This is a genomic window from Desulfomicrobium aestuarii (genome assembly GCF_055385525.1).
Genome location: NZ_AP042427.1, coordinates 1,410,895 through 1,435,840 on the forward strand (window position 1 = coordinate 1,410,895; position 24,946 = coordinate 1,435,840).

20 protein-coding genes are annotated in these 24,946 nt (G+C 48.7%); 18 read left to right on the forward strand and 2 right to left on the reverse strand.

What is annotated here, in order from left to right; all coding sequences use genetic code 11:
• The first annotated feature begins 60 nt into the window (after nucleotides 1-60).
• From ACZ5AC_RS06445 to ACZ5AC_RS06515, 15 genes are all read left to right on the forward strand, one after another.
• Nucleotides 61-1,356, forward strand: coding sequence for a TIGR03016 family PEP-CTERM system-associated outer membrane protein (locus tag ACZ5AC_RS06445; protein WP_464250129.1), 1,296 nt, complete (start codon nucleotides 61-63; stop codon nucleotides 1,354-1,356).
• A 612-nt stretch (nucleotides 1,357-1,968) separates the two neighbouring features.
• On the forward strand, nucleotides 1,969-2,859 hold the full coding sequence (locus ACZ5AC_RS06450; RefSeq protein WP_464250130.1) for an XrtA system polysaccharide deacetylase: 891 nt from the start codon (nucleotides 1,969-1,971) through the stop codon (nucleotides 2,857-2,859).
• Nucleotides 2,856-4,253, forward strand: a complete 1,398-nt coding sequence (locus ACZ5AC_RS06455; protein ID WP_464250131.1) for a phenylacetate--CoA ligase family protein — start codon at nucleotides 2,856-2,858, stop codon at nucleotides 4,251-4,253. The genes ACZ5AC_RS06450 and ACZ5AC_RS06455 overlap by 4 nt, the downstream gene beginning before the upstream one ends.
• Entirely contained in the window at nucleotides 4,250-5,431 is a 1,182-nt protein-coding gene (locus tag ACZ5AC_RS06460) for a glycosyltransferase family 4 protein (protein WP_464250132.1), read from the forward strand. Before ACZ5AC_RS06455 ends, ACZ5AC_RS06460 begins: the two co-directional genes overlap by 4 nt.
• Nucleotides 5,428-6,549 carry a glycosyltransferase gene (locus tag ACZ5AC_RS06465; protein ID WP_464250133.1) on the forward strand — a complete coding sequence of 374 codons (1,122 nt, stop codon included), beginning with the start codon at nucleotides 5,428-5,430 and terminating at the stop codon, nucleotides 6,547-6,549. The genes ACZ5AC_RS06460 and ACZ5AC_RS06465 overlap by 4 nt, the downstream gene beginning before the upstream one ends.
• A complete protein-coding gene (locus tag ACZ5AC_RS06470; protein WP_464250134.1) occupies nucleotides 6,546-7,121 on the forward strand; it encodes an acyltransferase in 576 nt (191 codons plus the stop codon). Before ACZ5AC_RS06465 ends, ACZ5AC_RS06470 begins: the two co-directional genes overlap by 4 nt.
• Nucleotides 7,118-9,301 (forward strand): glycosyltransferase, encoded by a 2,184-nt coding sequence (locus ACZ5AC_RS06475; protein WP_464250135.1) that lies wholly within the window; start codon nucleotides 7,118-7,120, stop codon nucleotides 9,299-9,301. Before ACZ5AC_RS06470 ends, ACZ5AC_RS06475 begins: the two co-directional genes overlap by 4 nt.
• Before the next feature lie 2 nt (nucleotides 9,302-9,303).
• Nucleotides 9,304-11,121, forward strand: coding sequence for an asparagine synthetase B family protein (locus ACZ5AC_RS06480; RefSeq protein WP_464250136.1), 1,818 nt, complete (start codon nucleotides 9,304-9,306; stop codon nucleotides 11,119-11,121).
• Nucleotides 11,122-11,191: 70 nt separating this feature from the next.
• Nucleotides 11,192-12,877: a TIGR03790 family protein gene (locus ACZ5AC_RS06485; protein ID WP_464250137.1), complete on the forward strand. Its 1,686-nt coding sequence runs from the start codon at nucleotides 11,192-11,194 to the stop codon at nucleotides 12,875-12,877.
• A 29-nt stretch (nucleotides 12,878-12,906) separates the two neighbouring features.
• Nucleotides 12,907-14,346 (forward strand): lipopolysaccharide biosynthesis protein, encoded by a 1,440-nt coding sequence (locus ACZ5AC_RS06490; RefSeq protein WP_464250138.1) that lies wholly within the window; start codon nucleotides 12,907-12,909, stop codon nucleotides 14,344-14,346.
• Between the two features lies 1 nt (nucleotide 14,347).
• Nucleotides 14,348-15,370 carry a glycosyltransferase family 2 protein gene (locus ACZ5AC_RS06495; protein WP_464250139.1) on the forward strand — a complete coding sequence of 341 codons (1,023 nt, stop codon included), beginning with the start codon at nucleotides 14,348-14,350 and terminating at the stop codon, nucleotides 15,368-15,370.
• Nucleotides 15,363-16,331: a glycosyltransferase family 2 protein gene (locus tag ACZ5AC_RS06500; protein WP_464250140.1), complete on the forward strand. Its 969-nt coding sequence runs from the start codon at nucleotides 15,363-15,365 to the stop codon at nucleotides 16,329-16,331. The genes ACZ5AC_RS06495 and ACZ5AC_RS06500 overlap by 8 nt, the downstream gene beginning before the upstream one ends.
• Nucleotides 16,309-17,193 (forward strand): glycosyltransferase, encoded by an 885-nt coding sequence (locus ACZ5AC_RS06505; RefSeq protein ID WP_464250141.1) that lies wholly within the window; start codon nucleotides 16,309-16,311, stop codon nucleotides 17,191-17,193. Before ACZ5AC_RS06500 ends, ACZ5AC_RS06505 begins: the two co-directional genes overlap by 23 nt.
• Before the next feature lie 4 nt (nucleotides 17,194-17,197).
• Complete coding sequence (locus ACZ5AC_RS06510; protein WP_464250142.1) at nucleotides 17,198-18,553, forward strand: O-antigen ligase family protein; 1,356 nt, start codon at nucleotides 17,198-17,200, stop codon at nucleotides 18,551-18,553.
• Nucleotides 18,554-18,560: 7 nt separating this feature from the next.
• The gene (locus tag ACZ5AC_RS06515) at nucleotides 18,561-19,697 is read left to right on the forward strand and encodes a glycosyltransferase family 4 protein (protein WP_464250604.1); all 1,137 of its coding nucleotides are present in this window, start codon (nucleotides 18,561-18,563) and stop codon (nucleotides 19,695-19,697) included.
• A gap of 58 nt (nucleotides 19,698-19,755) precedes the next feature.
• Here ACZ5AC_RS06515 and ACZ5AC_RS06520 read toward each other — a convergent pair whose 3' ends face one another.
• The gene (locus ACZ5AC_RS06520) at nucleotides 19,756-20,766 is read right to left on the reverse strand and encodes an endonuclease/exonuclease/phosphatase family protein (RefSeq protein ID WP_464250143.1); all 1,011 of its coding nucleotides are present in this window, start codon (nucleotides 20,764-20,766) and stop codon (nucleotides 19,756-19,758) included.
• A 121-nt stretch (nucleotides 20,767-20,887) separates the two neighbouring features.
• Here ACZ5AC_RS06520 and xrtA point away from each other — a divergent pair, with 121 nt between their 5' ends.
• Nucleotides 20,888-21,721 carry an exosortase A gene (xrtA, locus tag ACZ5AC_RS06525; protein WP_464250144.1) on the forward strand — a complete coding sequence of 278 codons (834 nt, stop codon included), beginning with the start codon at nucleotides 20,888-20,890 and terminating at the stop codon, nucleotides 21,719-21,721.
• Nucleotides 21,718-22,350, forward strand: coding sequence for an exosortase C-terminal domain/associated protein EpsI (locus tag ACZ5AC_RS06530; protein ID WP_464250145.1), 633 nt, complete (start codon nucleotides 21,718-21,720; stop codon nucleotides 22,348-22,350). The genes xrtA and ACZ5AC_RS06530 overlap by 4 nt, the downstream gene beginning before the upstream one ends.
• Before the next feature lie 16 nt (nucleotides 22,351-22,366).
• Here the strand turns inward: ACZ5AC_RS06530 and ACZ5AC_RS06535 are convergent, their stop codons facing one another.
• Nucleotides 22,367-23,002, reverse strand: a complete 636-nt coding sequence (locus ACZ5AC_RS06535) for a class I SAM-dependent methyltransferase (RefSeq protein ID WP_464250146.1) — start codon at nucleotides 23,000-23,002, stop codon at nucleotides 22,367-22,369.
• A gap of 1,000 nt (nucleotides 23,003-24,002) precedes the next feature.
• On the opposite strand from ACZ5AC_RS06535, the gene ACZ5AC_RS06540 reads away from it, so the two are divergent.
• Complete coding sequence (locus tag ACZ5AC_RS06540; RefSeq protein ID WP_464250147.1) at nucleotides 24,003-24,671, forward strand: PEP-CTERM sorting domain-containing protein; 669 nt, start codon at nucleotides 24,003-24,005, stop codon at nucleotides 24,669-24,671.
• The last annotated feature ends 275 nt before the right edge of the window (nucleotides 24,672-24,946 follow it).

Here is a 24,946-nt window from a genome sequence, read left to right on the forward strand (position 1 = left end):
ATCGACGAGCGGTATTCACGAAAACCTTTTGGAACGTCATCCGAAGCCCAGAGGTCCCTTATGCACCATTCTTCTCGCCCCCCCATCGCCCTTGGAACATACGCGAAATTGCTGGTTCGGACCGTCCTGCTGGCCCTCTTCGCCATGAGCGTCGCGTGCCCCGCCTTCTCCGAACCGGAGTGGAAGGCCTCTTTGGGCGTCAGCGGGGAGTACACGGACAACGCCGGCGAGGAGCATGACGGGGAGGAGGACTTCATCACCGCCCTGCGCCCCAGCCTGTCCTACAACCGCGAGGGCGGGCGGCTGCTCTTCCAGTCCGCCTACAGTGGGGACTACCGCTACTACACCCGAGAGACCGAGGACGAGGAGTTCAACCATGACCTGAGGGTTCGCGCCCTGCTGGAGGCGGCCGAGGATTTCTTTTTCGTCGACGCCACCGAGACCTACCGACTGGTCAACGAAGACCGCACCCGCGGCGACGTGCGCGAAGAGGATTCCACCTCCGGATTGGTCCAGCAGAACACGTTCACCTTCTCGCCCTACATCACGCCCCGCTTCAGCGATCGCGCCTCGGCCAAGGTCGGCTACGCCTACTCGAACATCTGGTATGACGACGAGGACAAGGATTCCAAGAACATCCATCGGGGCTTCCTGGATGGGGACTACGAACTGTCGGACCTCGTCTCGCTGCTGTCCGGCTACTCCTACACCATGGAACTGTCCGAAGACGACACCCTGGACCGCCATATCGCCTACATCGGCGGGAGCTACGAATATTCCGCCAACGGCGACGTCTATCTGAAGCTCGGCCCCCAGTATTCCCGCTACCGGGACCGTGGCACGAGTTCCACCAGCCTTTACTGGGACGCGGGCCTGAATCATGACTTCGGGGCCGTTATCCTGGGATTGTCCACGGGCATTACATTCGATGACGACCCGGACACGGGCGAGACCTACGAGCGCCGGTACGCCACCGCGACCCTGACCAAGATATGGGAGCGGACCAGGGCGAGCGTGTACGCGACCCTTGAGGACTACGAGGACAGCGCCGACGGCGGTTCCTACGATGACGAGGACTCCGAGGAGGGCGTGGAGACGACCCGCAGGACGGTCTTCGGGCTGAACGTGTCCCACGAGTTGAGCGCCCGCCTGACCGGCACCCTTGGACTGAGTCACGACTTCGACGATAGCGACGACAACACCAAGCGCTGGTACGCCAACCTGGGCCTGACCTACGCCCTGAGTGAAAGCATGAAGCTCTCGGCCTGGTACCGGTTCAAGGATTCGGCGTCGGATGATATTGATGAGGATTACCGTGTGAACAGGGTGGGGATTCAGTTGACGTATCTTTTTTAGGCGGGCGCCAGGGGATTGAAGAGAACCATTCTGGACTGGGTTGCTTCAGCCGTTTTGACGGGCCGATGGAGTCGGCTACGCTTCGCCCCTCAAAATGATCTCGTCCTTCCGCAATGGCTCTCATGCACCCTCCGGAAATGTTGGGGTGTATGACATCGGAGAGAAGAATGAAGGCGCGTGACGACTGTATGAAACGCCTGTAATACAGTATTAGTGATTGATTTTGTTGCTACAAAAATGATTAAAAATTGGAAAATAAATGTCGGAAAGGAATTGGTAGATTTACTGTGATGAAGAAGATGCGGCAAACATGAATTTGATCCTGTTAAAAAACAATTGTGCCAATGTGCAAGGGAAAATCAAGACAGGAGCGTATTGCAAGATGAATAAGTCATTGGCATTTTTTGCAGAAAAGAATCAAGAATGTATTTTTCGAAATGATCTTTGCATCCAGGAAATATACATGTCTCGGGAACTGTTCAAAATACATTGTGGCAAGACGCAAGCCGATTTTGGAAGGCGAAGTGCATCTGTCTACATGAGCTTTTCAAAATCCGTGCAGCAACGCAGCCAGAATGGCATTTTCAACGGTTCCCCTCTGCCGGGGGTAACGTGCTGAATGCACTGACTGTAGACGTCGAAGACTACTTCCAGGTCACCGCCTTCGAGGGCGTGGTCGACCGGGACGACTGGCCCGTGTATCCGTCCCGTGTTGAGAACAACACCCACCGGGTCATGGATTTGCTGGATGAGCACTGCCTCAAGGGTACGTTCTTCGTTCTCGGCTGGGTGGCCGAGCGCTTCCCCATGCTCGTGCGCGAAATCTCGGACGCCGGTCACGAGGTGGCCTGCCACGGGTTCGGGCACGAACTTGTCTACAATCTCGGCCCTGACGCCTTCCGCAAGGATCTGCGGCTGGCCAAGGCCACCCTCGAGGACATCACGGGGCGACAGGTCCTGGGTTACCGCGCCCCGAGCTATTCCATCACCGACAACTCCCTGTGGGCCCTGGACATCCTCATCGAGGAGGGCTTCAGGTACGATTCGAGCATCTTTCCCATCTTCCACGACAACTACGGCATTCCCGGAGCCGAACGCTTCCCGCACGACATCAGGCGCGAAAACGGCACCATCCGCGAGTTCCCCCTGACGACCATGAATCTGGCCCTGCCCGGCAAGACCCTGGCCCTGCCCATCGCGGGCGGCGGCTACCTGCGCCTGCTGCCGACCAACATCATCCACTGGGGCATGCGCCGCATCAACCAGGTCGACGGCCAGCCGGCAGTCCTCTATTTCCACCCCTGGGAAATCGACCCGGACCAGCCGCGCATCAAGGCCCGCCTCAAGTCGCGCTTCCGTCACTACCTGAATCTGGACCAGACAGAGGACAAGTTGAGGCTCCTGTTCAAGGGGCTTACGTTCGGGACCATGGCCGAGGTGTTGGGGATGAGTGCCGTCCCGGTTGAACAGGGCTGCGCTGCGAGAAACGGGGTCAGGCCATGAATGGGGTGAATCAAGGCGACCTCTATTCGTATGTCGTCCGGGCAGTTGTCGCGCCGCTGTGGGCAAATAAGGAACGCAGTCCGTATCTGAAGCATTACAAGCGGTTTTTGCGCACCCAGTACCGCCCCCTGGAGCAGGTCCGCGAGGACCAGTGGACCCGGCTCAAGAGCCTGTTGGATCACGCGTACGCCCATACCGGCTTCTATCGCGATCGCATGGACAGCCTGGGCATCACCCCGGCGGACATCCGCACCTGGCAGGACTTTGAGCGGCTACCTTTGCTGACCAAGGACGACATCCGCGCACATCGTGATCGCATGGTGGCGGACAGCATCCCAAGTGACCGCCTTTTTCCCAAGAAGACTTCCGGATCCACGGGTGTGTCCCTGTCCTTTTTCGTGGACGAGGACAGCCTGCAGTGGAAGCGGGGGTGCGCACTGCGTCATGACGAGTGGACCGGCTGGCGTCTGGGCGAGCGGATCGGGGCTGTGTGGGGCAACCCGGAGTACAAGAAGTCCTGGCGCGGCTACGTGCGCAACTTTCTTTTGGAGCGGACAACCGTTCTCGACACTTTGCGGATGGACGAAGATGCCATGACCATGTTTCATGCGCAGATTCTCAAAGAAAAACCGCCCCTTCTTTTCGGCCATGCACACTCGCTGTACCTGTTCGCCCGTTTCGTGCAGGCGAACAATCTCTCTCCCATCCGTCCCAAGGGCATCATCTCCACAGCGATGGTTCTGCACGACTTCGAGCGCGCTCTGGTGGAAGAGGTCTTCGGTTGCAAGGTAACCAACCGCTACGGGTGCGAGGAGGTCAGTCTCATCGCCTGCGAATGCGAGGCGCATCAGGGTCTGCACGTAAACATGGACACGCTGCATTTCGAGTGCCTGCGCGACGGCAAACCGGCTCAGGCCGGTGAAACCGGGGCCGTGGTGGTCACGGATCTGACTAACCACGGCATGCCATTCATCCGCTATCTCGTGGGGGACACGGCCCGCATGGCAGAAACGCCCTGCGCCTGCGGCCGCACCTACCCCCGCATCGCTTCCTTGGAAGGCCGCATCGCCGACTATGTGCGCACGCCCGAGGGCGAGTACATCTCCGGCATCTCCCTGACCGAGAATTTCGCCATGGTCCTTGAGGGCGTGAAGCAGATGCAGATCGTGCAGGACGAGCTCGATCACCTCCTGTTTCGCGTGGTGCAGGGGGATGGCGGTCGGGATCAGGCGCTGCGCGCCGACATCGCCCGCCTGGTCAGAGAGAGGTTCGGGACGTCCATGCGGCATGATGTGGAATATGCGGACTCCATCCAGTCCGAGACTTCGGGCAAGTACCGCTTCTGCGTGTCCAAGCTGGACAGCGCCGGGATGTTCGGGGCGGGGCGGCCGTGAAAGTGCTTGTCGTGGACGAGGAAGTCCCTTTTCCCCTGAACACGGGAAAGCGGATCAGAACCTGGAACCTGTTGCGGCGACTCAAAGACCGGCATGAAATCACATTCCTGAGTTGGGGGCGGGGCGAGGCGCCGGCTGATGGCGACGGCGTCCGCTTCATGAACCTTGGCCAAGAGCTTCCGGCCATGCAGGGGCCGGGTTTTTATGCCGGCCTGCTTGGGAACCTCCTTTCGCCCTTGCCGTATTCCGTGCAGCGCCATGCCGGACAAGCCATGAAACAGGCCGTGCGAACTCTGGTGGCCAAAGAACGATTTGATCTGATCCATTGCGAGTGGACCCCTTATGTCGAGGCCGTGCGTGCGGTGATGGGCGACTGTCCGACCGTGCTTTCGGCCCACAATGTGGAGGCGCGGATCTGGGAGCGGTACCTGAAGACGGAGACCCATCCCTTGAAAAAGGAATACATCCGCATCCAGCACCGAAAGTTCGACCGCTTCGAGCGCGACGCGGCAAGGGCCTGTGCCCACGTGGTGGCTGTGTCTCATAAGGACGCGTCGGTTTTCAGTTCCTATGGCTGCCCCAAGGTCAGCGTGGTGCCCAACGGAGTGGACGAAGCCTATTTTTACGTTCGGAAAGATCCGGTCCAGGATCGCAGCTTGGTCTTCACCGGTTCCATGGACTGGCGGCCCAACCAGGACGGGATTGCATATTTTCTGAACGACATTTTTCCGCTCATCAAGAAGTCTTTGCCGAATGTGACGGTCACCATTGTAGGCCGCAATCCTCCCGCATGGCTGACGGTGCTGGGCACGACCCTGGAGGGCGTGCGGGTCACGGGCACAGTGGACGATGTGCGACCGTACATTGCGGAATCCACTCTTTATATTGTTCCCTTGCGCGTGGGTGGTGGTTCCAGATTGAAGATTCTGGAGGCCCTGGCCATGAACAAGGTTGTGCTTTCCACGACCATCGGGGCCGAAGGGCTCCATTTGGATGATGGGCAGCATCTACTGTTACGTGACGATGCCCAGTCCTTCGCCGATGCCGCAGTGGAAGCCCTGCGCGCGCCGGAAAGATTCGACTCATTGGCCAGGCAAGGTCGGGAACGGGTCATGGAACTCTACACTTGGGACAGGATCGCCGCGGCTTTGGACGAGGTTTGGAGTGCCACGGCATGACGGCCAAAATGCACGTCATGCATCTGCGGGCCTCGAACTTCGTGGGCGGACCGGAGCGGCAGATTCTGGAACATGTACGGCAGAGCGAGAGCGAGACCATGCATTTTTCCTTGTGCTGCTTTGAGGAGAACGGATGCCCAACGGAGCTGGAAACCATGGCCGGAAGCTATGGCCTGGACTGCGCCTGCGTCACTGCGGCTGGACCCTTCGATCTTGGTACCATCCGGCAACTTACCAAGATCATCAGAGAAAAAGGGGTCAGCCTGCTGGTCACCCATGGCTACAAGCCCAACCTCCTGGGCCGTTTCGCGACGTGGATCGAAGGCATACCCACCGTGGCCGTGTCTCGGGGATGGACGTATGAGTCGCGGCGGGTACGGTTCTATGAATTTCTGGACCGTATATTCCTGCGCCTGGCCGATGCCGTTGTGGCCGTGTCCGAGGGGCAGCGGCGGAAGATTCTGACCTGCGGTGTGCGGCCGGACAAGGTGCGGGTCATCCACAACGCCATTGACCTGGCGGCCTATCCCGGTCCTGCGGAAAAGAGCGTGCGAGACGAACTGGGCATCCCCCAAGAAGCCATTCTGGTGGCCACGGCCGGGCGGCTCAGCCCGGAGAAGAATCATCAGGGACTGGTTGAGGCTGCACAGCTGGTGCTTGAGAAGATGCCGGACGTGTATTTCGTGATTTTCGGGGAAGGTTTTTTGCGGCCCGAACTGGAAAAGGCTGTGGTCAATGCCGGAATCAGGCACAGGTTCTTTCTGGCTGGTTTTCGCAGCGATGTCCGTTCGCTCCTGCATGAGATCGATATCTTCGTCTTGCCGTCCCATACGGAAGGTTTGCCTAATGTGGTTCTGGAGGCTTTCGCCTGCCGCAAGCCCGTGGTGGCGACCAGTGTGGGCGGGACGCCGGAGGTGGTTAGAGATGGTGTGAACGGTTTCCTCGCGCCGCAAGGAGATATGAGGCGGATCGCCCAAGGTCTTCTGGACTTGGCAGTTGACTCGAGTTTGCGTGAACGGATGGGAAGGGCAGGGCTTATGTCTGTTGAAGAAGAGTTTGGCTTTGAGCGACAGACAAATCTTTACCTTCAACTATACATGAATGTTGGCAATCGATGAAAAAATTGGCGCAAAAGATCGTTTTTCTCTTCGCAACAGCACTGACATGTCCGCTGTTCATTGCTGTAAGATTTGTTGGAGGTGATGGTCTGTTTTGTTCTTTTGGCCAATTGCTTGCTTTGATTCCTGGTAAATCGGGAAGTTACGCGCGCGCAGCCTATTACAGTAAAACTCTGAACCAATGTTCGTGCAATATTTACATTGGTTTTGGATCTTTTTTTTCTCACAAGGCAACGGTTGTTGAAGAATGCGTCTATATAGGCGCGTACTGTATTATCGGTACGGCATATATCGGGAGAAATTGCACCATCGGCAGTCATGTCTCTGTCTTGAGCGGGAAGAAACAGCATGGCTTCGATCAGGTCGGCGTTCCCATCCAAGAGCAATGCGGAATTTTCGAGCAGGTGCGGCTTGGTGAGAACTGCTGGATCGGTGAACGCTCAGTGATCATGGCCGACCTTGGCACACAGTGTGTTGTGGGCGCTGGTTCGGTGGTGACCAAAGCCTTTGACGATCTGTCGATCGTCGGAGGAAATCCCGCCAGATTATTGGGGCAGGTTGGCGAACGATGAACACCTTGCCCTTCATCACCGTCGTCATGCCCGTGCGCAATGAGGCCCGGTTCATTGCCGACACCTTGGGGCAGTTGCAGCGTCAAGATTATCCCAAGGATCGTTTCGAGATTCTGGTTGCCGACGGTATGTCCGATGACGGCACGCGGGATATCGTGGCCCGCTTCGCCGAGGAGGATGTCCGTGTCCGCCTGCTCGACAATCCCAAAATACGCTCCAGCGCCGGGCGCAATGTTGGCTTCAAGGCCGGGCGCGGGGATTATTTCGTGGTTGTGGATGGCCACTGTTATATTCCAGATGATCAATTTTTGCGTAATATCTCGGATTGTTTTGAGAAGAGCGGGGCCGATTGTCTGGGCCGCCCCCAGCCTCTGGACCCTCCGGGCTTGACCCCTTTTCAGCAGTCCGTGGCCCTGGCACGGGCATCCCGTTTCGGCCATGGTGGGGATTCGCTCATTTACGTTGATTATGAAGGGGTTGCCAGTCCAGTCAGCAATGGCGCGGCCTACCGGCGCGACCTGTTCGAGCGGGTCGGGTTTGTGGATGAGGATTTCGACGCCTGCGAGGATGTGGAATTCAACTATCGCGTGGAGCGGGCAGGCCTCAAAGCGTTCACCAGCCCCAGGCTGACGGTCCGCTACTACCCGCGCGAAAACCTGTCATCCCTGGTCGGCCAGATGCGGCGCTATGGTCAGGGGCGCACACGTCTCTATCGCAACCACCCAGCACTACTGAGTCTTTCGGCCCTGGCTCCGGCCTGCTTTGCGGGCGGTACGGCAGCCTTTGTAGCGCTCCTGGGCCTCGATATGGCATTCGGCCTTTCCGCTTTCCTGTCTTTTGTTTTTATTGCCTTGGGGTTGGCGCTGCTGGCTTACGCCGTCCTGGTCGGCATGGCCACGTTTCTCATCTCCCGCGAGCACGGCTGGATCCATGCATCGCGTCTGCCACTCATTTTTTTGGCAGTGCACGGGGGCTTGGGATTGGGAATGTGGGAGGAATTTCTTGCAACGGAGGGTTTGACATTCACACGGCGCCGGAGGGGGGGCGGCCCTTTGCGCATCGCCTTTTTGATCGACGCGATTTATTCCCCGACAGCCGGAACCGAGCGCCAGCTGCTGCTTTTGCTTGATGGCCTTGATCGCAGTGCATTCGAGCCCAGATTGTGCGTGCTGAGAAATTCGTCATGGTTGCAGGAGCATTATTCTCTCTGTCCTATCCATGTACTGAATATAAAATCATTGAGAAGTATTGTAACGTGTTTGAAATTATTTTGTTTTGTTCGTTGGCTGCGTAGGGAAAAAATTGATATTCTGCAAACTCATTTCCGTGATGCTTCGATAATTGGGATGCTAGCAGGTTTTTTGGCAGGCGTGCCCGGCATTATAGCTACACGAAAGAATCAGGGATTTTGGATGAGCGTTGCTGAACTTCGAATGCAAAAGATCTTGAATTCCATTCCTGATGCATATGTGGCAAATTCTGAGTCGACCAGACAGTTGGTTCACACTGTCGAGGGCGTTCCGCTGCGCATGATCCATCATATTCCGAATGGTCTTGATCTGTCTGTTTATTCCCATGTCGATCATGTCGTGATTGAACAGCACAGGAGCTCTTTGCGCATACCGCCCGCCGCGCCGATTGTCGGCATCGTTGCCAATCTGCGTCCGGTCAAGCGGATCGATGTTTTTTTGCATGCCGCCGCATTGGTCTTGCGAGAGTTTCCCGCATCTCGATTCGTAATTGTCGGTGAAGGCGAAGAGCGTCAACGCCTTGATGAATTAGCTTGCGGGTTGGGTATCCGTGACAGCGTCCACTTTTTGGGGCGTCGCACGGATGTGCCGGACCTGCTCCCGATGTTCGACGTAGGGGTGTTGAGTTCGGATTCAGAAAGTTTTTCCAATGCTGTGGTTGAATACATGGCTGTCGGTCTGCCTGTTGCGGCAACCGACGTGGGCGGGTGCCGGGAGGCTTTTGGCGATAGTCCAGCTACGGTACTGGTTCATCCGGGCGATGTGGAGGCACTCGCGCGAGCTGTGATTCTATTTTTGAAAGATGATGAACTTCGAACCGTTGCACGAAAACATCATCCTAAGCGTGTGGCCGAATTGTTTTCTCACACAGCATACGTGCAGCAGTACGAACAACTTTTCAGATCAATCACTCCAATGACTTGGATGTAATTATGTACGGATTTATTTTTAGCACTGCTTACCATGGCGACTATTCAGTAACTGAAGAATTCCAGGGACAGGAATCAGTCGAAATCGATAATCTCAAATTTATTTATTCATCTAAAAATTGTGCTCATAACAGCAGTTACTTCTTGAAAGATAATGCCCCATTTGTCTTTATTTATGGGGAAGTGAATAGTGATGACGTAGTAATGAGCGAAAAAGATAATCCGGCAAGATGGCTTTCGATTCAGATTAAGAGAGATGGAGTGTCGGCAATCAAAAAACTGAACGGGCTTTATTCTATTGTCGTGTATGACAATGTTAAGAAGGTTGTTTCGATTTGCACGGACAGTATTGGTGGTTTTTGCACTCTTTACTATCATTTGAGCGGTGATGGATTATTCTGTTCGACTTCGTTTAAGCACGTTGCACACCGCATCTCAAACCTGGCAATTTCCCCTGATGCAATTTCTCAGTTGATTGCAACTGGTTATGTGTTGCCGCAAAGGACTCTGGCCCGAGACATTTATAAACTTGGCCCAGGTTGTTTGGCGACCGTTTCAGACGGGCAGATATCCGGAACCAACTTTTTTGCCTTGCCTTTCTTGGAAAAAAAGAAATCTTTGGAACCTTCGACGGGCGAAAACTATATTTTGTCGTATTTGCAAAGATATGCTGACAGTAATGCGTGTTTTCTACTCAGCGGCGGGCTGGATTCGAGTACGTTGGTTGGAATGGCAGCCAAAGAACTAGGTCGGCAAGTGTCTTGTTATACAGGTGTTTTTACAGGATGTGGCCATTTGGACGAATCTGGATATGCGAAAATTGTTGCTAAACATTGCGGTATAGATTTGATTTGTGTTGAGCTTGGTCATGAAAATGTTTTGCATGACTTGCCAATGATTGTCGAATCGATTGGAGAGCCGTTTCTCGACTATTCAATATTGCCTACATATGCGTTGTTTAAAGAAATAAAAAATAATTTTGGTGCTGTTATTTCCGGTGATGGTCCGGATCATCTTTTTAATAGGTATTATTCTTTGGCTATGAAACGATCGTTGGGTTTCATGGCGCGACATATTAGTTTTCTCCCGCGTCAAAATAAATATGTTAATCGGTTGTGGCGATCATCATCTGAAGACATCGAGTATACGTACAGTGAGCTCTTTGCCTTGCCACACTGGGGGCATAACCAACGGAGCGAAATGTTGGCGCTGCTGAATCCGGATTTTCGCTGTAATTTCAAGGCAACGTATTCCAAGAGTATGCTTGGTGACAGTATTGTAAAGACGCATGCGGACAACTTGCGGATAATAAATTTTGTCGATTTCTACATTGACGGTTCTTTCGGCGTTTTTTCCAAGGTCGGGAAAGCTTCATCTGCTCTGGGGTTGCTTATTCGGGAGCCTTATCTTGCCTCGCCTTATGCCGGGTTTGCGGCCGGACTTCCTATGGAGGAAAAAATTCGAGGCGGCTTTTATGCCCAGCTTATGTCAAAATGCACGACAAAAGCGCATCTTCGTGATAACATTTCGAGAAAATATCTCCCAGAGTCCATCATTACACGAAAAAAGGGTGGATTTACACCGCCATTGGAAACGTGGTTGCAAAATTTCTTGCTTCGTACCCAAGCGTTTGAGCGATTTTCGAAAACATCGCAAGCGTTATTAAATATTTCGTATGTTAATTTCATATTTAAAGAATTTTTAGATAAAAAGAAGTACGGATGTTTGGTATTTATGCTGATATCATTTGACTTATGGGTCAGGATATTTATTGAGAAACAGAATTGTTCAAAGCGCTCACTTTGTGATATATATGATTAGCGAAATATAATGATGAATTCTATTGATGCATAAATCCATTTTTTAATATATTTAATGTAAAATTGATAAAATGAAAAAAAAAGTTAATACGATTTTTTATTTTATTTTACTCATCTTTTTAGTGATTTATTTGGACTTGTCGTTATTTGCAATGACCGCTTCTGGGCAAATGTTGATGGACGGGCGCGTGGAGAACAGGAACGGTGCTGTCGAACTGAAATGGAAATACGCGGATGGCGCATTGGAGTCGGGATCGTTGGCCGGAGTGCGCATCTATCGTCTGCGGGACGGCGATGAAATGGCGTACCGTGTCGAGCCGCTGCTGCTGATCGAGGATGTGGGGACGGACAGCAGGCTTAAGGTTTCCGACCTCAAGAACGGGTCCAGGGTCATTTTTGTGGGCCAGGCCTATGACAAAGAGGGAAAAGAATTTGAAACCATGGTGTTGTTCGGATTTCCAGGATCACGGGCCAAGGACACTCCACCGAAGGTGAAAAATGTGTATACCGCTTCGGGGCCTCATGCCATTGGCGTCTTCTGGGATCCGTTGGAAGAGGTGAATATCGCCGGATATGATATTTTTCGCCGCAGGGCCGATGAGACGGATTTTGTGCCTGTGGGACATGTCAAGAAGGTTGCAGGCATGTCCTCAAAACACAGTGGCGCGGTTTTGCAGGGAGTGTTGCCTGAGATTCAGCCGACCATGTTCCGGGACAAGTCAATCCTTCCGGGCGTTTCCTATGTGTATCAGGTCAGGGCCGTTGATGTGGACGGTAAGCCTGGTCCTGGTGTGGAGTCAGGTCCTGCGAACTGGGAAACTGCAAGGTCGCCCCGGCCGGAAGAAGTGCTGTTGCTGGTACGGAAGGGGAGCCGCGATTCACTGAGTGTAGCACAACATTACGCGGAACGGCGAGGAGTGCCCGCCGAGAATATTCTGGAATTGAATTTGCCGCCCTATGAGCAAGGGCTCAAGCACCAGATTATTGATGACATCCGGGAACACCTTCTGGAGAACAATCTGGCTGGAAAAATACGGGTCATTGTTCCGTGCTACGGAATTCAGTTGCGCCTTGAGGGAAGAGCGCTGGACTCTATGCTCATGGACCTGTTTGATCGTTACACGTGGGGGCGTGTAATGGGTACACCCAATCCGCTCTTTGGTAGGGATGAGCACTTTGATCCAACGTGGGGGTTGTATCTCGTTTCAAGATTGGATGGGCCAAATGTGGAGATTGCCAAATCCTTGGTGGATAAAGCCATGACGGCAGAGAAATCGGTAACTCCTAAGTCGGGTTCCGCATTCTTTGTCAGGGAAAACCATGGCGAGGACGCCTTCAAAATTGCGCAACGCCTAGGCATCACGGCAGTTCTGGAAGATCGGCTTTTTACCTCAAGCAATATGGTCCCTGACGACACCATGTGGTTTTTTGCCTGGGGGCATGATTACGAAAAGCCAATCCGATCAGGACAATGGCCTGTTGGTTCGGTGGCGGCATACTTGAAATCCAACACGCTTGCACGGATCAACAGGCCAAAGTCTGAGACGTGGGTTCAGGGGCTTTTGGAGACTGGCGTAACTGGAACGTTCGGGGCTGTGATCGAGCCCTACGTTCAAGGGTACACGCGTGGGGATATCTTTTTTGAACGGCTTTGGGATGCAAAAAGTTCATTTGCAGAGAGCTACTGTATGGGGACTCCGACTGTGAGGTGGGCGATGAGCGCCGTCGGAGACCCGTTGTATGCCTTGAAGTTTTAATTCAATCCGATGACCGATCTGGAGAAAGCTTGCAAGATATAGGCAATAAAATTGCAAAGGGTATTGCATACAATACGATGGCAAGAATTGTAATCGTAGCGATACAGGGCGTAACAAGTATTTTTCTTGCCAGAATATTAAGTTCTGAAGATTACGGGATTGTGGCATTCGCGGCAATTTTCGTGAGCTTCCTGAGCCAGTTCAGCGACTTTGGACTTGGAAGCGCATTGGTGCAAAGGCAGTATGTTTCGCAAAGAGTATTGAACACAGCCTTCACGATGCGAAATGTTGTGGCATTCGTTCTTGTCACCATTGCGCTGCTAATTTCTATTGTTGTCCCGTATTTTTATGATTATCCAGGCATAGAGTGGGTAATCCGTTTGATGGCTTTTAATTTTGTGCTCAATAGTTTAGGATTCATCTCTGTAGTAATGTTAAAAAGAGAAATGAATTTCTTGCTATTAAATATTGCATCTTTGTTGTCAACAGTAACTGGCTCTTTTATATCTGTTTTTATGGCTTATGCTGGATATGGTTTTTGGAGTTTAGTGTGGGCTAATTTATTGTCAACTCTGGTATATGTCGCTACAATAAAAATAGTGAAGCCAATCAAACTAAAATATGAAGTTGAAAAAGAGTCTGCGAAAGAATTGCTGAATTTTGGCGGATTCATCTTTATATCCGGATTGATGATATATTTAATTTTCAACGCCTCAAATTTTGTTGTAGGTTCTGTGCAAGGTCCAATTGTTCTAGGATATTTTTCTTTGGCGCTTGACTGGGGAACAAAAATCCCGATTTTGTTGAGTCAGACCGTTTTATCTGTGTTGTTTCCGGCATTTTCAGCAGTCAGGAATGATCCTGAATTGTTGAAGAAAACATACACGGATTCATTGAAGTATGTCGCATTTTTTGCTGTTCTCGTTAATGGAACACTGGCTTGTGTGGCAGAGGATTTTTTGATTGTGATACTTGGTGCGGGTACGGACAAGTGGATGCCAGCTTTGACCGCCTTTCAGATTTTATGTGTGTATGGGATAATTAGGGCAATTCTAGAGCCTATTGGAAACGTTGTCGTGGCTTTAGGTGATTCTAAGGTGCTTTTTAAAGCTAATTTATTGGCTACAATATTTCTAATGATTTTCATATGTCCAGTTTTAAAATTTTTTGATATTAAAGGTGTCGCTTTGTTGCTTTGCGTTTCGTATGTTTTGCAATATTTTATATTTATACCTTATATCGAATATAAAATAGAGGTTAATTTTTTAGATGTAATTAAAGAAACAATCATTTCATCTTCTCTCATGCTAGTATCTGTTTATGTATTTAGTCATTTTGAAGTTGAATTTAACTTTTTAAATCTCAGTATTAAATCGTTTATATGCGGATTGGCATTTTTTCTAAGTTATGGCTTTATGACAAAATGGGATATGCTCATTCGAATAAACAATACGATAAGTCGCCGTTAATATGAGTAAAGTTGTCATCATAATTTTGAATTGGAATAAATGGCAAGATACAATAGATTGTTTAAATTCGGTTTATAAGTCTGACTATTCTAATTTTGAAGTTTTATTGATTGATAATGCTTCTTCGGATGGTTCTGTTGAAATAATCAAGGCTGCATTTCCTGATTTGCGGATGATCGTCAATAGTGAAAATATTGGGTTCACAGGAGGGAATAATCAAGGTATGCGCTTGGCTGTTTCAGAGGGTGCTGATTATGTGTGGTTGTTGAATAATGATACAGTTGTAGATTCGAATTGTCTTTCTAAAATTGTTTATGTTGCCAGTTCTAATGAAAGTGTTGGTTTGGTCAGTCCGGCAATTTGCTATTATGATTATCCGCATATACATCAATTTAAAGGCAATGCTGTTGATTGGGATCATTTAGAGATAGACTGGAATAATAAAGAAGGCGATCAATTAAAGTATCATAATGGTGATAATGTTTGTTTGTGGGGGACTGCTTTGTTGGTTAGTGCAAATTTAATAAAAAAAATTGGTGTACTAAATGAAAGCTATTTTGCATATGCGGAAGATGCAGAATTTTCGCTCAGATCGCTTCTTAACGGTTTTAAAAATATTTATGAGCCTGATGTAAAAATTTATCATAAAAATGAATACTTGAAAAAAAATTATAATAATTCATATTACTATTATTATATAATAAGGAATAATTATTTTTTATGGTCTGATATTATGAATTTTAAATATAATCGTGATTTAATGCGAAGAACAGCTCATGTTGCAATATTTAATGCTAAGAAATTTGAATCATTAAAAATGTATGATTACGCTTGTGTTTGTGTGCAAGCATTTTTTGATGCAGTTTTAAATAAGCGTGGTAAATTTAAAGTTTCGAAGTTATATCAATATGGATGGGTTAAATTTTTACTTATGCATCCATATTTTATAATTAATCTGCTATTTTTAGATGTTAAGTCAATTATAAAGCAAATTATTCAAAGATTGAAATTTGATCATGGTTAATAATATATCAATTTTCGTTTCAGTGATTATACCGGTTTATAATTATGCGCGTTTTATTGGGCGTGCTTTAGATTCTGTTTTGAGTCAAACTTACGGCAATTATGAGATTCTAGTAATAGATGATGGTTCAACAGATAATCTCGCTAACGTTTTAAAAGATTATAATTCTAATATACGGTATTTTTATAAAGAAAATGGAGGCGTATCATCTGCTCGAAATTTTGGAATTAAAAAAGCAAATGGAAAGTTGATTGCTTTTTTAGATGCAGATGATGAGTGGACAGTGGACAAATTAGAAAAACAAGTAAAATTCTTGTCAATAAACAACAATTATCGCATGTGTTATACAGATATGTCTCATGTTTGTAATAATGCATTTGTCAATAGATCATATTTGCATGAAAGAAAATATAAATATTTTAGCTCTGGAGATTTATATTTAAATTTGCTGGAAGAAGGTTTTATTTTTGTCCCGACTGTGATGCTTTATAGAGATTGTTTTGATCAAGTAGGTTATTTTGATGAATCTTTGACTCACTCAGAAGATCGAGATATGTGGTTGCGTGTTGCTAAAAAATTTCAAATAGGGTTCATCGACGAGCCTCTAACGATACGACATGATCATGGTGGCGGAGCTACGTCGGTACGTGATAAATATCACTTGGGCCAAATTCAGATGTATAGCAAGGTAATAGATGGTTGCACAAATCGTGCGGTTTGTCGTGTTGCAATCGAACACAGATCGCGAGCTTATTGGAATTTAGGATATGTATTTTTTTCTAGCTACAATATGATGCTATGCAGAAAAAATATGATTAATGCAATTAGAGATGGTTTTTCAGCGAGAATTTGTTTTTTTTATATATTAGTATCATTTTTTCCTGTAAGTGTAGTCGAATTTTTGCGTAAACTTAAGTCGAATTTGTTAAGAGAAGATGATGATAAGATGTCCTCGCGTTAGTATAGTTGTTTCTACTTATAATTATGGAGTTTTTGTTTATAAAGCGATAAATTCTTTACTTTTGCAGTCATATAAAGATTTTGAGATTATAATTATTGATGATGGCTCTATTGATAATACAAGAGACATTGTTGCGCCATTAGTCGACCATTCAAATATATTTTATTTTTATCAAAATAACCAAGGGCAACCAAAAACTAAAAACCGTGGGATTTGCGAGTCTCGCGGTGAGTTTATCGCTTTTCTTGATGCCGATGACATTTGGATGCCTACTAAGCTTGAAAAACAACTTGCTCTTTTCGCAGACCCAGAAGTTGGTGTGGTTTATTCGCGACGTCTGTGGATAGATGTCGATGGCATCGAAGTTTCAGGCAATGAACGGGAGCTTAGGAGGGGTTGGATTCTGGACCATATTTTTGTCGACAATTTCATATGTTTTTCATCATGTGTGATTCGCAGGTCGTGCCTGGAGCAAGTTGGATATTTCGACGAGTCTATACCAATGGGAATAGACTATGATTTGTGGATACGGCTTGCAAGGGTTTGTAAATTCGATTTTGTTGATGAGCCTCTGGTAAAATACAGAACAGGTCACTCTAATTTGTCCAAAAACACCATGAAACGTTATGAGTGTGCACAACAAATTATGCGGAAGAATCTTTCCAATCCTCAGATCAGATCTTCAATGTCGTGGTATGTGCCCGCTCTGGCCTGGTCTGATACGTGGTCTAATTACGGATATTATCTAGCGGCAATCGGGAAGAAGAAAGAAGGCATTATTTACGCATTGATGGCTATATGCAAATTTCCGTTCTATATCAATGCTTACAAGCGCTTCGCGAAGCTTATTTTATGTCGTTAAATTTATGAAAGAATTTCATTTGCTACCAACTTTGCTTGCAGGGTATCTTTTTCTGCTCATTTTTCGGCCTTACGAATATTGGCCTGTTCTTGGTGAGTTTCGTGTGGAAAGAATTTACATGCTTTGCTTAATGGGGATTGTTTTTTTATCAAAAGAGAAGCGCTTTCTTTCGAGTTCACTCAACGGTGTTGTTTTATTCTTTTCTCTTGCACTCTTGGTATCTGGAACATTTTCCATAAGCTGGGATGAATCATTGAGGATGATTGAGGATTACCTGAAATATGTTGTCTTTTATTTTATGGTTCTCCTTTGCGTGAGGGATGAGAAAGATTTCCGATTTATCATTATAGCGTTCATTGGGGTCATGTTTCTGTATGTCGGAAAATCTGCATGGGAGTTTTTTGTTAATGGGCGCCATGTCTATCGAATGGGCATTTCAAGAATGATAGGGATAGATATAACCTATGGTGATCCCAATTCATTTTCCGCCTCAATTTGCTATTCCCTCCCGTTGGTTTGGGCTATGATTCGGAGTGAATTTGAAAGTGTCTGGCTGCGTCGCGCTTTTTGGGCTTATGGCTGTTTGGCCCTTGTCGCCATTGTAATGACTGGTTCTCGCAGCGGGATGGTGACGGCACTTTTGTTTTTTTTGATCATCTTCATAAGCAGTTCCCGCAAATTTGTTGCTACTTTCGTTATCGCAATAGTTTTAATTTGTTCGTGGCAAGCCATGCCTGAAGATTTTCAAACTCGTTTTCTTTCCACCTTTGTTGATGGCGTCGGCCCTGAGAATGCACGTCAATCTGCGGATGGACGAATGAAAGGGTTTAAGCATGGCATTTCGCTTTTCGTTGAAAATCCAATTCTCGGCGTTGGCCCCAATAATTATCCCTTAAGTTGGGGTATCCGCATGAATGCCCATAATCTCTATGGTCAATTGCTTGGAGAGCTTGGGTTGTTTGGTGGTGTCACTTTTGGTATCTTGGTGATATTGATGATCGTCTATAATAGACGTATTGTTCGAATATTCCAACTCATGGAACGCCGTGGTGAAGCAAATAATATTCATTTTTCTAGGCATGATGCAAAACAGTTAAATGGAAAAATTCATCGTGCTCATCATTCTTCTGATATTCAAGATCGGAAATCAGCATCGGCATCGTTTAGAGATATAGATCCTGTCCCACTTATATTTTACTCTCTTGTAGCGCAGGCGATCATCCAAACCATAATCCTCATGCTTTTTAAAGGATGGGGCGACCATAACCTTTATCGCTACACATGGTTATGGCTAGCTGCATTGACTGTGCTAGGGCATCATTTTTTTCAACGAGAGGTGAAGCGCTTTGGAAAAAAGTAAGCGCCTCTTGGCGATTGTTCGTTGGCCCCTCGGAGGCATTCGAACCTATATGCGATATGTTTACAGGCACCTCGGTCCAGACTGGGAAATCACCATTCTTGCAGCCGATGTCCAGGAGAGTGCGGCCTTGCGAGAAGATGCCAGGAGTATCGGTGCTGAATTGATTCTTGCACATGCGAATCCTTTGGGATTTATGTGGTCGGTATTTCGTGCTTTGGCTTGGAGACGTCATGACATTGTCCAGAGTCAGGGGTTTATCTCCGCCATCGCGGTCTGTTTGCCCAATCATTTTTTTCGCATACCTCATGTGCTCACGGTGCACGGCGTTCTTGAAGACCGTTTGCTGCACGGCTTCGCGGGGCGTCTGAAGCGTTTTGTCACCAACTGGGCCATTTGTTCTGTGGATGCCGTCTATGCTGTCAGCGAAGACATTCTTGCGCATGTCCGGGAGCAGGTGTCGTGTCTGGCTCGATCCAGGACGAATCAAGTCGCGATTCTGAATGGCATAGACCCGGAGATGTTTTCCGGCCCGAGGAAGTCGGGAGAGTTCAGGCGGAGTCAGGGTTTCGGAACAGAGCTGTTTCTTTTTGGTTTTTTGGGTCGTTTTATGCCACAGAAAGGTTTCGATAAAATCATCGATGCTCTGGCCGCCCTGGAACAGAAGTCCATGAAGCGTGATTACCGGCTCATCGCCGTAGGTTCTGGGGATTACAGGGCGCAATATGAGGCGCTGGCTGCAGAAAGAGGGGTTGCACATCGCATTGTTTTTCTGCCTTTTCAGGCTAATGTTGCAGCTATTTATTGCGATTTGGATGCTGTTGTCATGCCGTCCAGATGGGAGGCGTGCGGATTATTGGCCATGGAGGCCCTTGTTAGTGGAGTTCCGCTTATCGCTTCGGATTGCATTGGCTTGCGTGAGGTCGTGCGGGACACTCCGGCTATCGTGGTGCCGGATGGGGATCCGGTGGGCTTGGCTCAGGCTATGGGTGATCTGATGCGTTCTGATTATGATGGAATTTTTGTGTCCTTTCGTGCAACAGCTGCTCAACGTTTTGATGTGCGGAAAAGTGCACAAGATATCCGTATGTTATTCAATCAGACAATTGATGGGCGACAAAACAGTATGTTGAAGTTGAGGAATTGATATCCATGTCAAAATAAATTCATATTTTTATGATCTTGCTTGGCGGTTATTAAATTTATCATTTTATTCTTGAAATATAAATATCCGAGATAACTGGACGATGGTCTGAACCAATGTATTTTTCAACAAAGCATTGCAGAGGGTGTGCTCCATTTGTAGTCAGTACGTGGTCGATTCGAAGGTTAATTGGTATTCCGTATGCATAGTCTCTGTATGTCCATCCATATCCAAAACTTTTTTCTGCGAATGCATTGGAAAATTCACTCCAATATGTTTGATAAATATTGCTTTCGACTGGCATGTTGAAATCCCCTGCGATGATAAGGGGAGATTCCCGGAACTTGAGCGAATTGCGGACAAGTTCAGATACTTTTTGTCGATTCTCCGTTTCCGCGACGAGAAGGTCCGCCTTCCGGGGGTTGATTCCTATTGCGCGATCCAGAATATGCTGAAGTCCATAGCGGGGACTTGGCAAGTACATGGATCCGAAAATGAACTCGCCTTCAGGTGTGGTCACACTGCAAGGCAGCAGACTGTGGCGTGGCCAAACGTGAGGAGGATGCGGGGCCATGATTGGTTCGTGGGCTTGGATTGAATACCTGGAGAGGATTGCGAGGATTCCGGTTTGAATCATTTGCCATCCGGGCGGCAAGTCAAGCTGGAGCGAAGGCGGGCATTCCTGCAGGGCCACGAGATCGACATTTTTTTCACGGATAAGTTGTGAAAGTGCTTTGCAGTCGATGTTTCCTGTTTGGATATTGCACGTGAGAACACGCACCACGTGTCCATTTGCGTTATTCGGCATTGAAAATGCCCATTGCATCCCCATGAACGGACCAACGACTATGGTGCCAGCCAGAAGAAGAGGAACAAGCAATCGGACTCTTCTCCACAGCGCCAAGGGCAGGAGCGGGAAAAGAGGAAGGGTCAGCACCCAGCGTGGGCCGTATAGCAGCAGGGTGCCCGGCCACCAGCGGTCGCCGGCGAGGTACATGAACGTAAGTGTGGTGATGGAGACTGCCAGGTAGCTCCAGGCCAAGAAAGTAAGGATTGAGTCAAATTTTTTCATGGGGTTCGGATCGGTGTGGGTGGCAGGGCCGCGCCAATCCGGTGGTTACGCAAAAGTTTCGCTGGGCGCAATTATCAGCGGTGCCAGGACACATTTATGCTGGTTCACCAAAGGAGGACACGTGACCCTTTCACAGACCTTGCGGGCATACAAACTCGAACTGGTTGTCGTGCTTGTGCTGCTTGCCGCCATTTACCACGCCATCTTCTACGAGATGATTCTCGACTGGCAAAAGGACGACAACTATTCTCACGGCTTCCTTGTGCCGTTCATCGCCGGGTATCTGGCCTACATGCGGAAGGATGATCTTGTGGCAGCCGTGGTCCGGCCCAGCAATGCCGGACTTGCCATTATCGTCATGGGCCTTGGCGTGCTTTTTCTCGGGTGGCTGGGCACGGAATATTTCACCATGCGCTCCTCCCTGGTCATCATCGTGGCCGGATCGGTGCTCTATCTGCTGGGATGGGAAATATTCAAGATCCTGCTGGCCCCTCTGTGCTACCTGCTGCTCATGGTGCCCATTCCGTATATCATCTACGACGCAGCGGCCTTCCCCCTTAAGCTGTTCGTCACCAAAGTTTCGGTTCTGAGCATGAAGGCCTTGGGCATCGTGGTGCTCCAAGAGGGCAATATTCTCATGTTCCCGAACATCACCCTTGAGGTCGCCGACGCCTGCAGCGGCCTGCGCTCCATCATGTCCCTGCTGGCCCTGGGCGCGGCCTACGCCTTTGTGTTGCACGCCAAGACAAGGGATCGGGTCATTCTCATTCTCGCGACCCTGCCCATCGCCATTTTCACCAACTGTCTGCGCGTCATAGCCACGGGCATCCTGGCCCAGTATTTCGGCTCGGCGGCCGCCGAGGGCTTTTTTCATGAATTTGCAGGACTGTTTGTGTTCGGCGCGGCCGTGGTCATGTTTGTACTTCTTGGCACCAGTTTGAAGAGGTGGTCATGAATCTCCGCTTCCGATTTCTCGTTCTCTATGTCTTGTTGGCCGGTATGGCCGCGTACATGAGCTTCCATCGCGACCTGATCGTACCCTTGGCCAAACCATTCAGCGAATTCCCCCCGGTCCATAATGGATGGCGCATGGTCGGGCAGTCATCCTTGAGCGACAATGTCATCAAGGTGCTCATGCCCACGGATTATCTGTCTCGACGCTATGTGGCGCCGGATGGGACAACGGTGGACATGTACCTGAGTTTCTTCGACGGCGGCCCGGACACCGGCGGCATCCATTCCCCCAAGCATTGTCTGCCGGGCAGCGGATGGTTCGAGATGTCATCCGAACGTACGGTCAGGGAACTGGGAGGAGAGCAGGTCAACCTGGTCCGGGCACTCTATGCCATGGGTGAGCAGCGGGAACTGATCTATTACTGGTTCTACATGCGTGGGACAACCATGTCCGACGAATATTCCCTCAAACTGGCAGAGATTACCGGTTCTATGTTTCACAACCGTCGCGACCAGAGTTTTATTCGGATCTCTGTCCAGGCCAAGGGCAATGTGGATGCGGCCAACAGACGGGTCGAGGATTTCCTGAGGGATTTCTACCCACTTTTCCGGGAGTATCTGCCGTCTTGAATAAGTCGTCGGTTCTTCATGATTTTTTTAATCGAATTCCAAATTGAAGATATTTGATATCTTCACCGAGAGTTGTTCTGGCAACGAAATATACACAGCGTTCCCAGAATTTTTTAAACCAATAATCATTGATCCCTATGCAATCTTCGATAGTAAAGCCATGGTGATCGACAGTCCTAAGGATGCTTTTTTTTGTAAAAAATCTTAAATGAGTATTATCTAATATTCCGATGTCTTCATATTTCCAATCTTTATTTACAATCAGATTGTATAAATTTTTATGATATCTCACGTTCGGAATTGAGAAGACTAGAAATCCGTTATGTGATATTTTTTGTTTTATGGATTTAAAAAAATAATCATGATCTGCCATATGCTCGATGACGTCGTTGCATACAACTAAATCAAAATAATTATCTGGAATTTCATTTGTTTTTTCTTGATAAGAACCGACAAGAACATGGTCTAATTTTGTCTTTGCAATTTCGGCTACCGCCTCCACGAGTTCAACGCCCCAGTATTCATTCTTTAGGCGCAAGTTGTTTCGAAAATTTCCTTCGCCGCATCCAATTTCAAGTACTTTTGAATACGATTTAGGTAGAAGTTGACGCATTTCCTTTCTAGTGCATTGATAATAATTTGGCGTATACATTGGCTAAATCCTTTGCAAATGGATTCCGTGAGAGTCTTTATTTTTGTCGATGGTTTCGTGTAGGTCGGCGCTGGTAGATATCATGCCTGTGCGATAACATAAAATTGCACTTGCCGCTATGCAAAAAGAGAGCCTGCCTGCTGGATTATTTCTGCTTAAACAAAACTCCTTTGTGCCAGTGCTGGACAGTCCTATGGTGAAGAAATCAACGCTGCGCTCAGGATGCGTAGCCATAACTCATCCATAAAGCCAATGCCTACTGTCTGATAGATTGAAAATGGGAAGAAGGGATTCGCAGAACGCTCACTTATTCATGCAATAGGCCATATTTCGATAAATTTTGCGCATTCATGAATAACGCCATCATCGCCGTGGTCGGCCTCGGATACGACGGTCTTACTCTGGCAATCGAGTTCGTGACACATTTCCGGATCATCGGTTCGATCTTTCTGGGCGGAAGGCCGCCAACTACAAACTCCTTATCGACGCCATGGACGAGATGGGTGCCACCGGGTTCGCGGTTGCGGCGCATTTCGAGCCGACCACTGGCCCGTTTCTCCTGCGGCAGGCCGATTATGCCGCAGTGGCCGTGCCCACGCCCGTCGGCAAGGACAGAAGGTCAGCCTCTCACCCGTCGAAGGCGTGGCCAAGAACTGTGGTGGGCAACCTCACTCCGGGGGAGATTGCCATTTGGGTCGCCGAAGCATGGCGGACGGTACTGCTCGAATCATGCAGGAGCCGCCTGCTCTGCGGGCAAAATGAAGCATGTCGAAACATCAAATCTTGTCGGCTATTCTTACAGAAACGGTTCGGAACAATCGAAATATTTAGTGTCATTGGGGTTAGCCCGATGGATGGTGAGAGAGCGTATGTTTCGCAGTTCAAAATAGTTTTGACTTCAATGTATTGTTATCGCTGAAATGTTTTTTTTTCGGAAATGTCTATTTTATGATATGGTACGAATTTTGAATAATCTCCTGGTGAATTATCAGGGGGCAATATGAAGAAAATTATTTTTCTACTCGCTGCATTTCTGCTCTTTGCACTTTCTTCTCATGCCGCAGTGATCGACTTCACTGGCGGAACAGCGTATTTAAATGGTGGAAGTCAAGGAATTACTAACGGTGTAAATTATTATTCGAATGTCGATTATTACGTCGAAAGCGGGTTCAAATTGGATTTTATCGGTGCTGATGGATATGTCGCTCCGTACTATGGAGGGGACAATGACGTCATTCACGGTCACTGGGGCACCGGTGATTACGGTCAGCTCTTGGAAATTCGAATTACGCAGGTGAATGGTGATCCCTTCGATTTGAACTACTTCATCCTCACTTCCAACACGGATTTCGGTGGTGGTTCGGCCTCCGGCAATGAACAAGCCTACATCAACGCTTCCTGGGACGGAACGACCATCGGCTTTTCACAGTTGCTTCCTTCGGATGATTGGGGGTTCGTGGGCTCAAATCCGCAGATTTTTCTCGGGAGCGAATTTGACAGCGTCTACTGGTTCTCCTTTACCGTGGGCAATGCTGTCGATTGTTTCGGAATGGACAACTTTTATATTAACGAGCCTGCTCCGACTGTTCCCGAGCCTTCCACTCTGCTGCTTCTCGCGGGTGGCTTCCTGGGGCTGAGTTCTTGGATGCGTCGGGGCAGGGTCCGCTAGCCTTTGGGGTGCATATCTCGACGTTGAGTTAGTTTGGTTCTGTAAATTTCCCGCGGTATGTGGGACGCTTCAGGCATCTGGTGACCGATAATGGGCCCTTCCAAGGCTCGTCGAAGGTTGCCAGATGCATTTTTCATTATAATGTGGCCAGATTCGGAGACCAAGAGTGCAGAAAATGTTCGAGGATTTCCTTCGGAATTTCGGCACTGAAAATGGGGGCTGTCTTCCCGAGACGCCAAAACATGTCGGCCGGAATTGCTCAAATCATGCAGCGG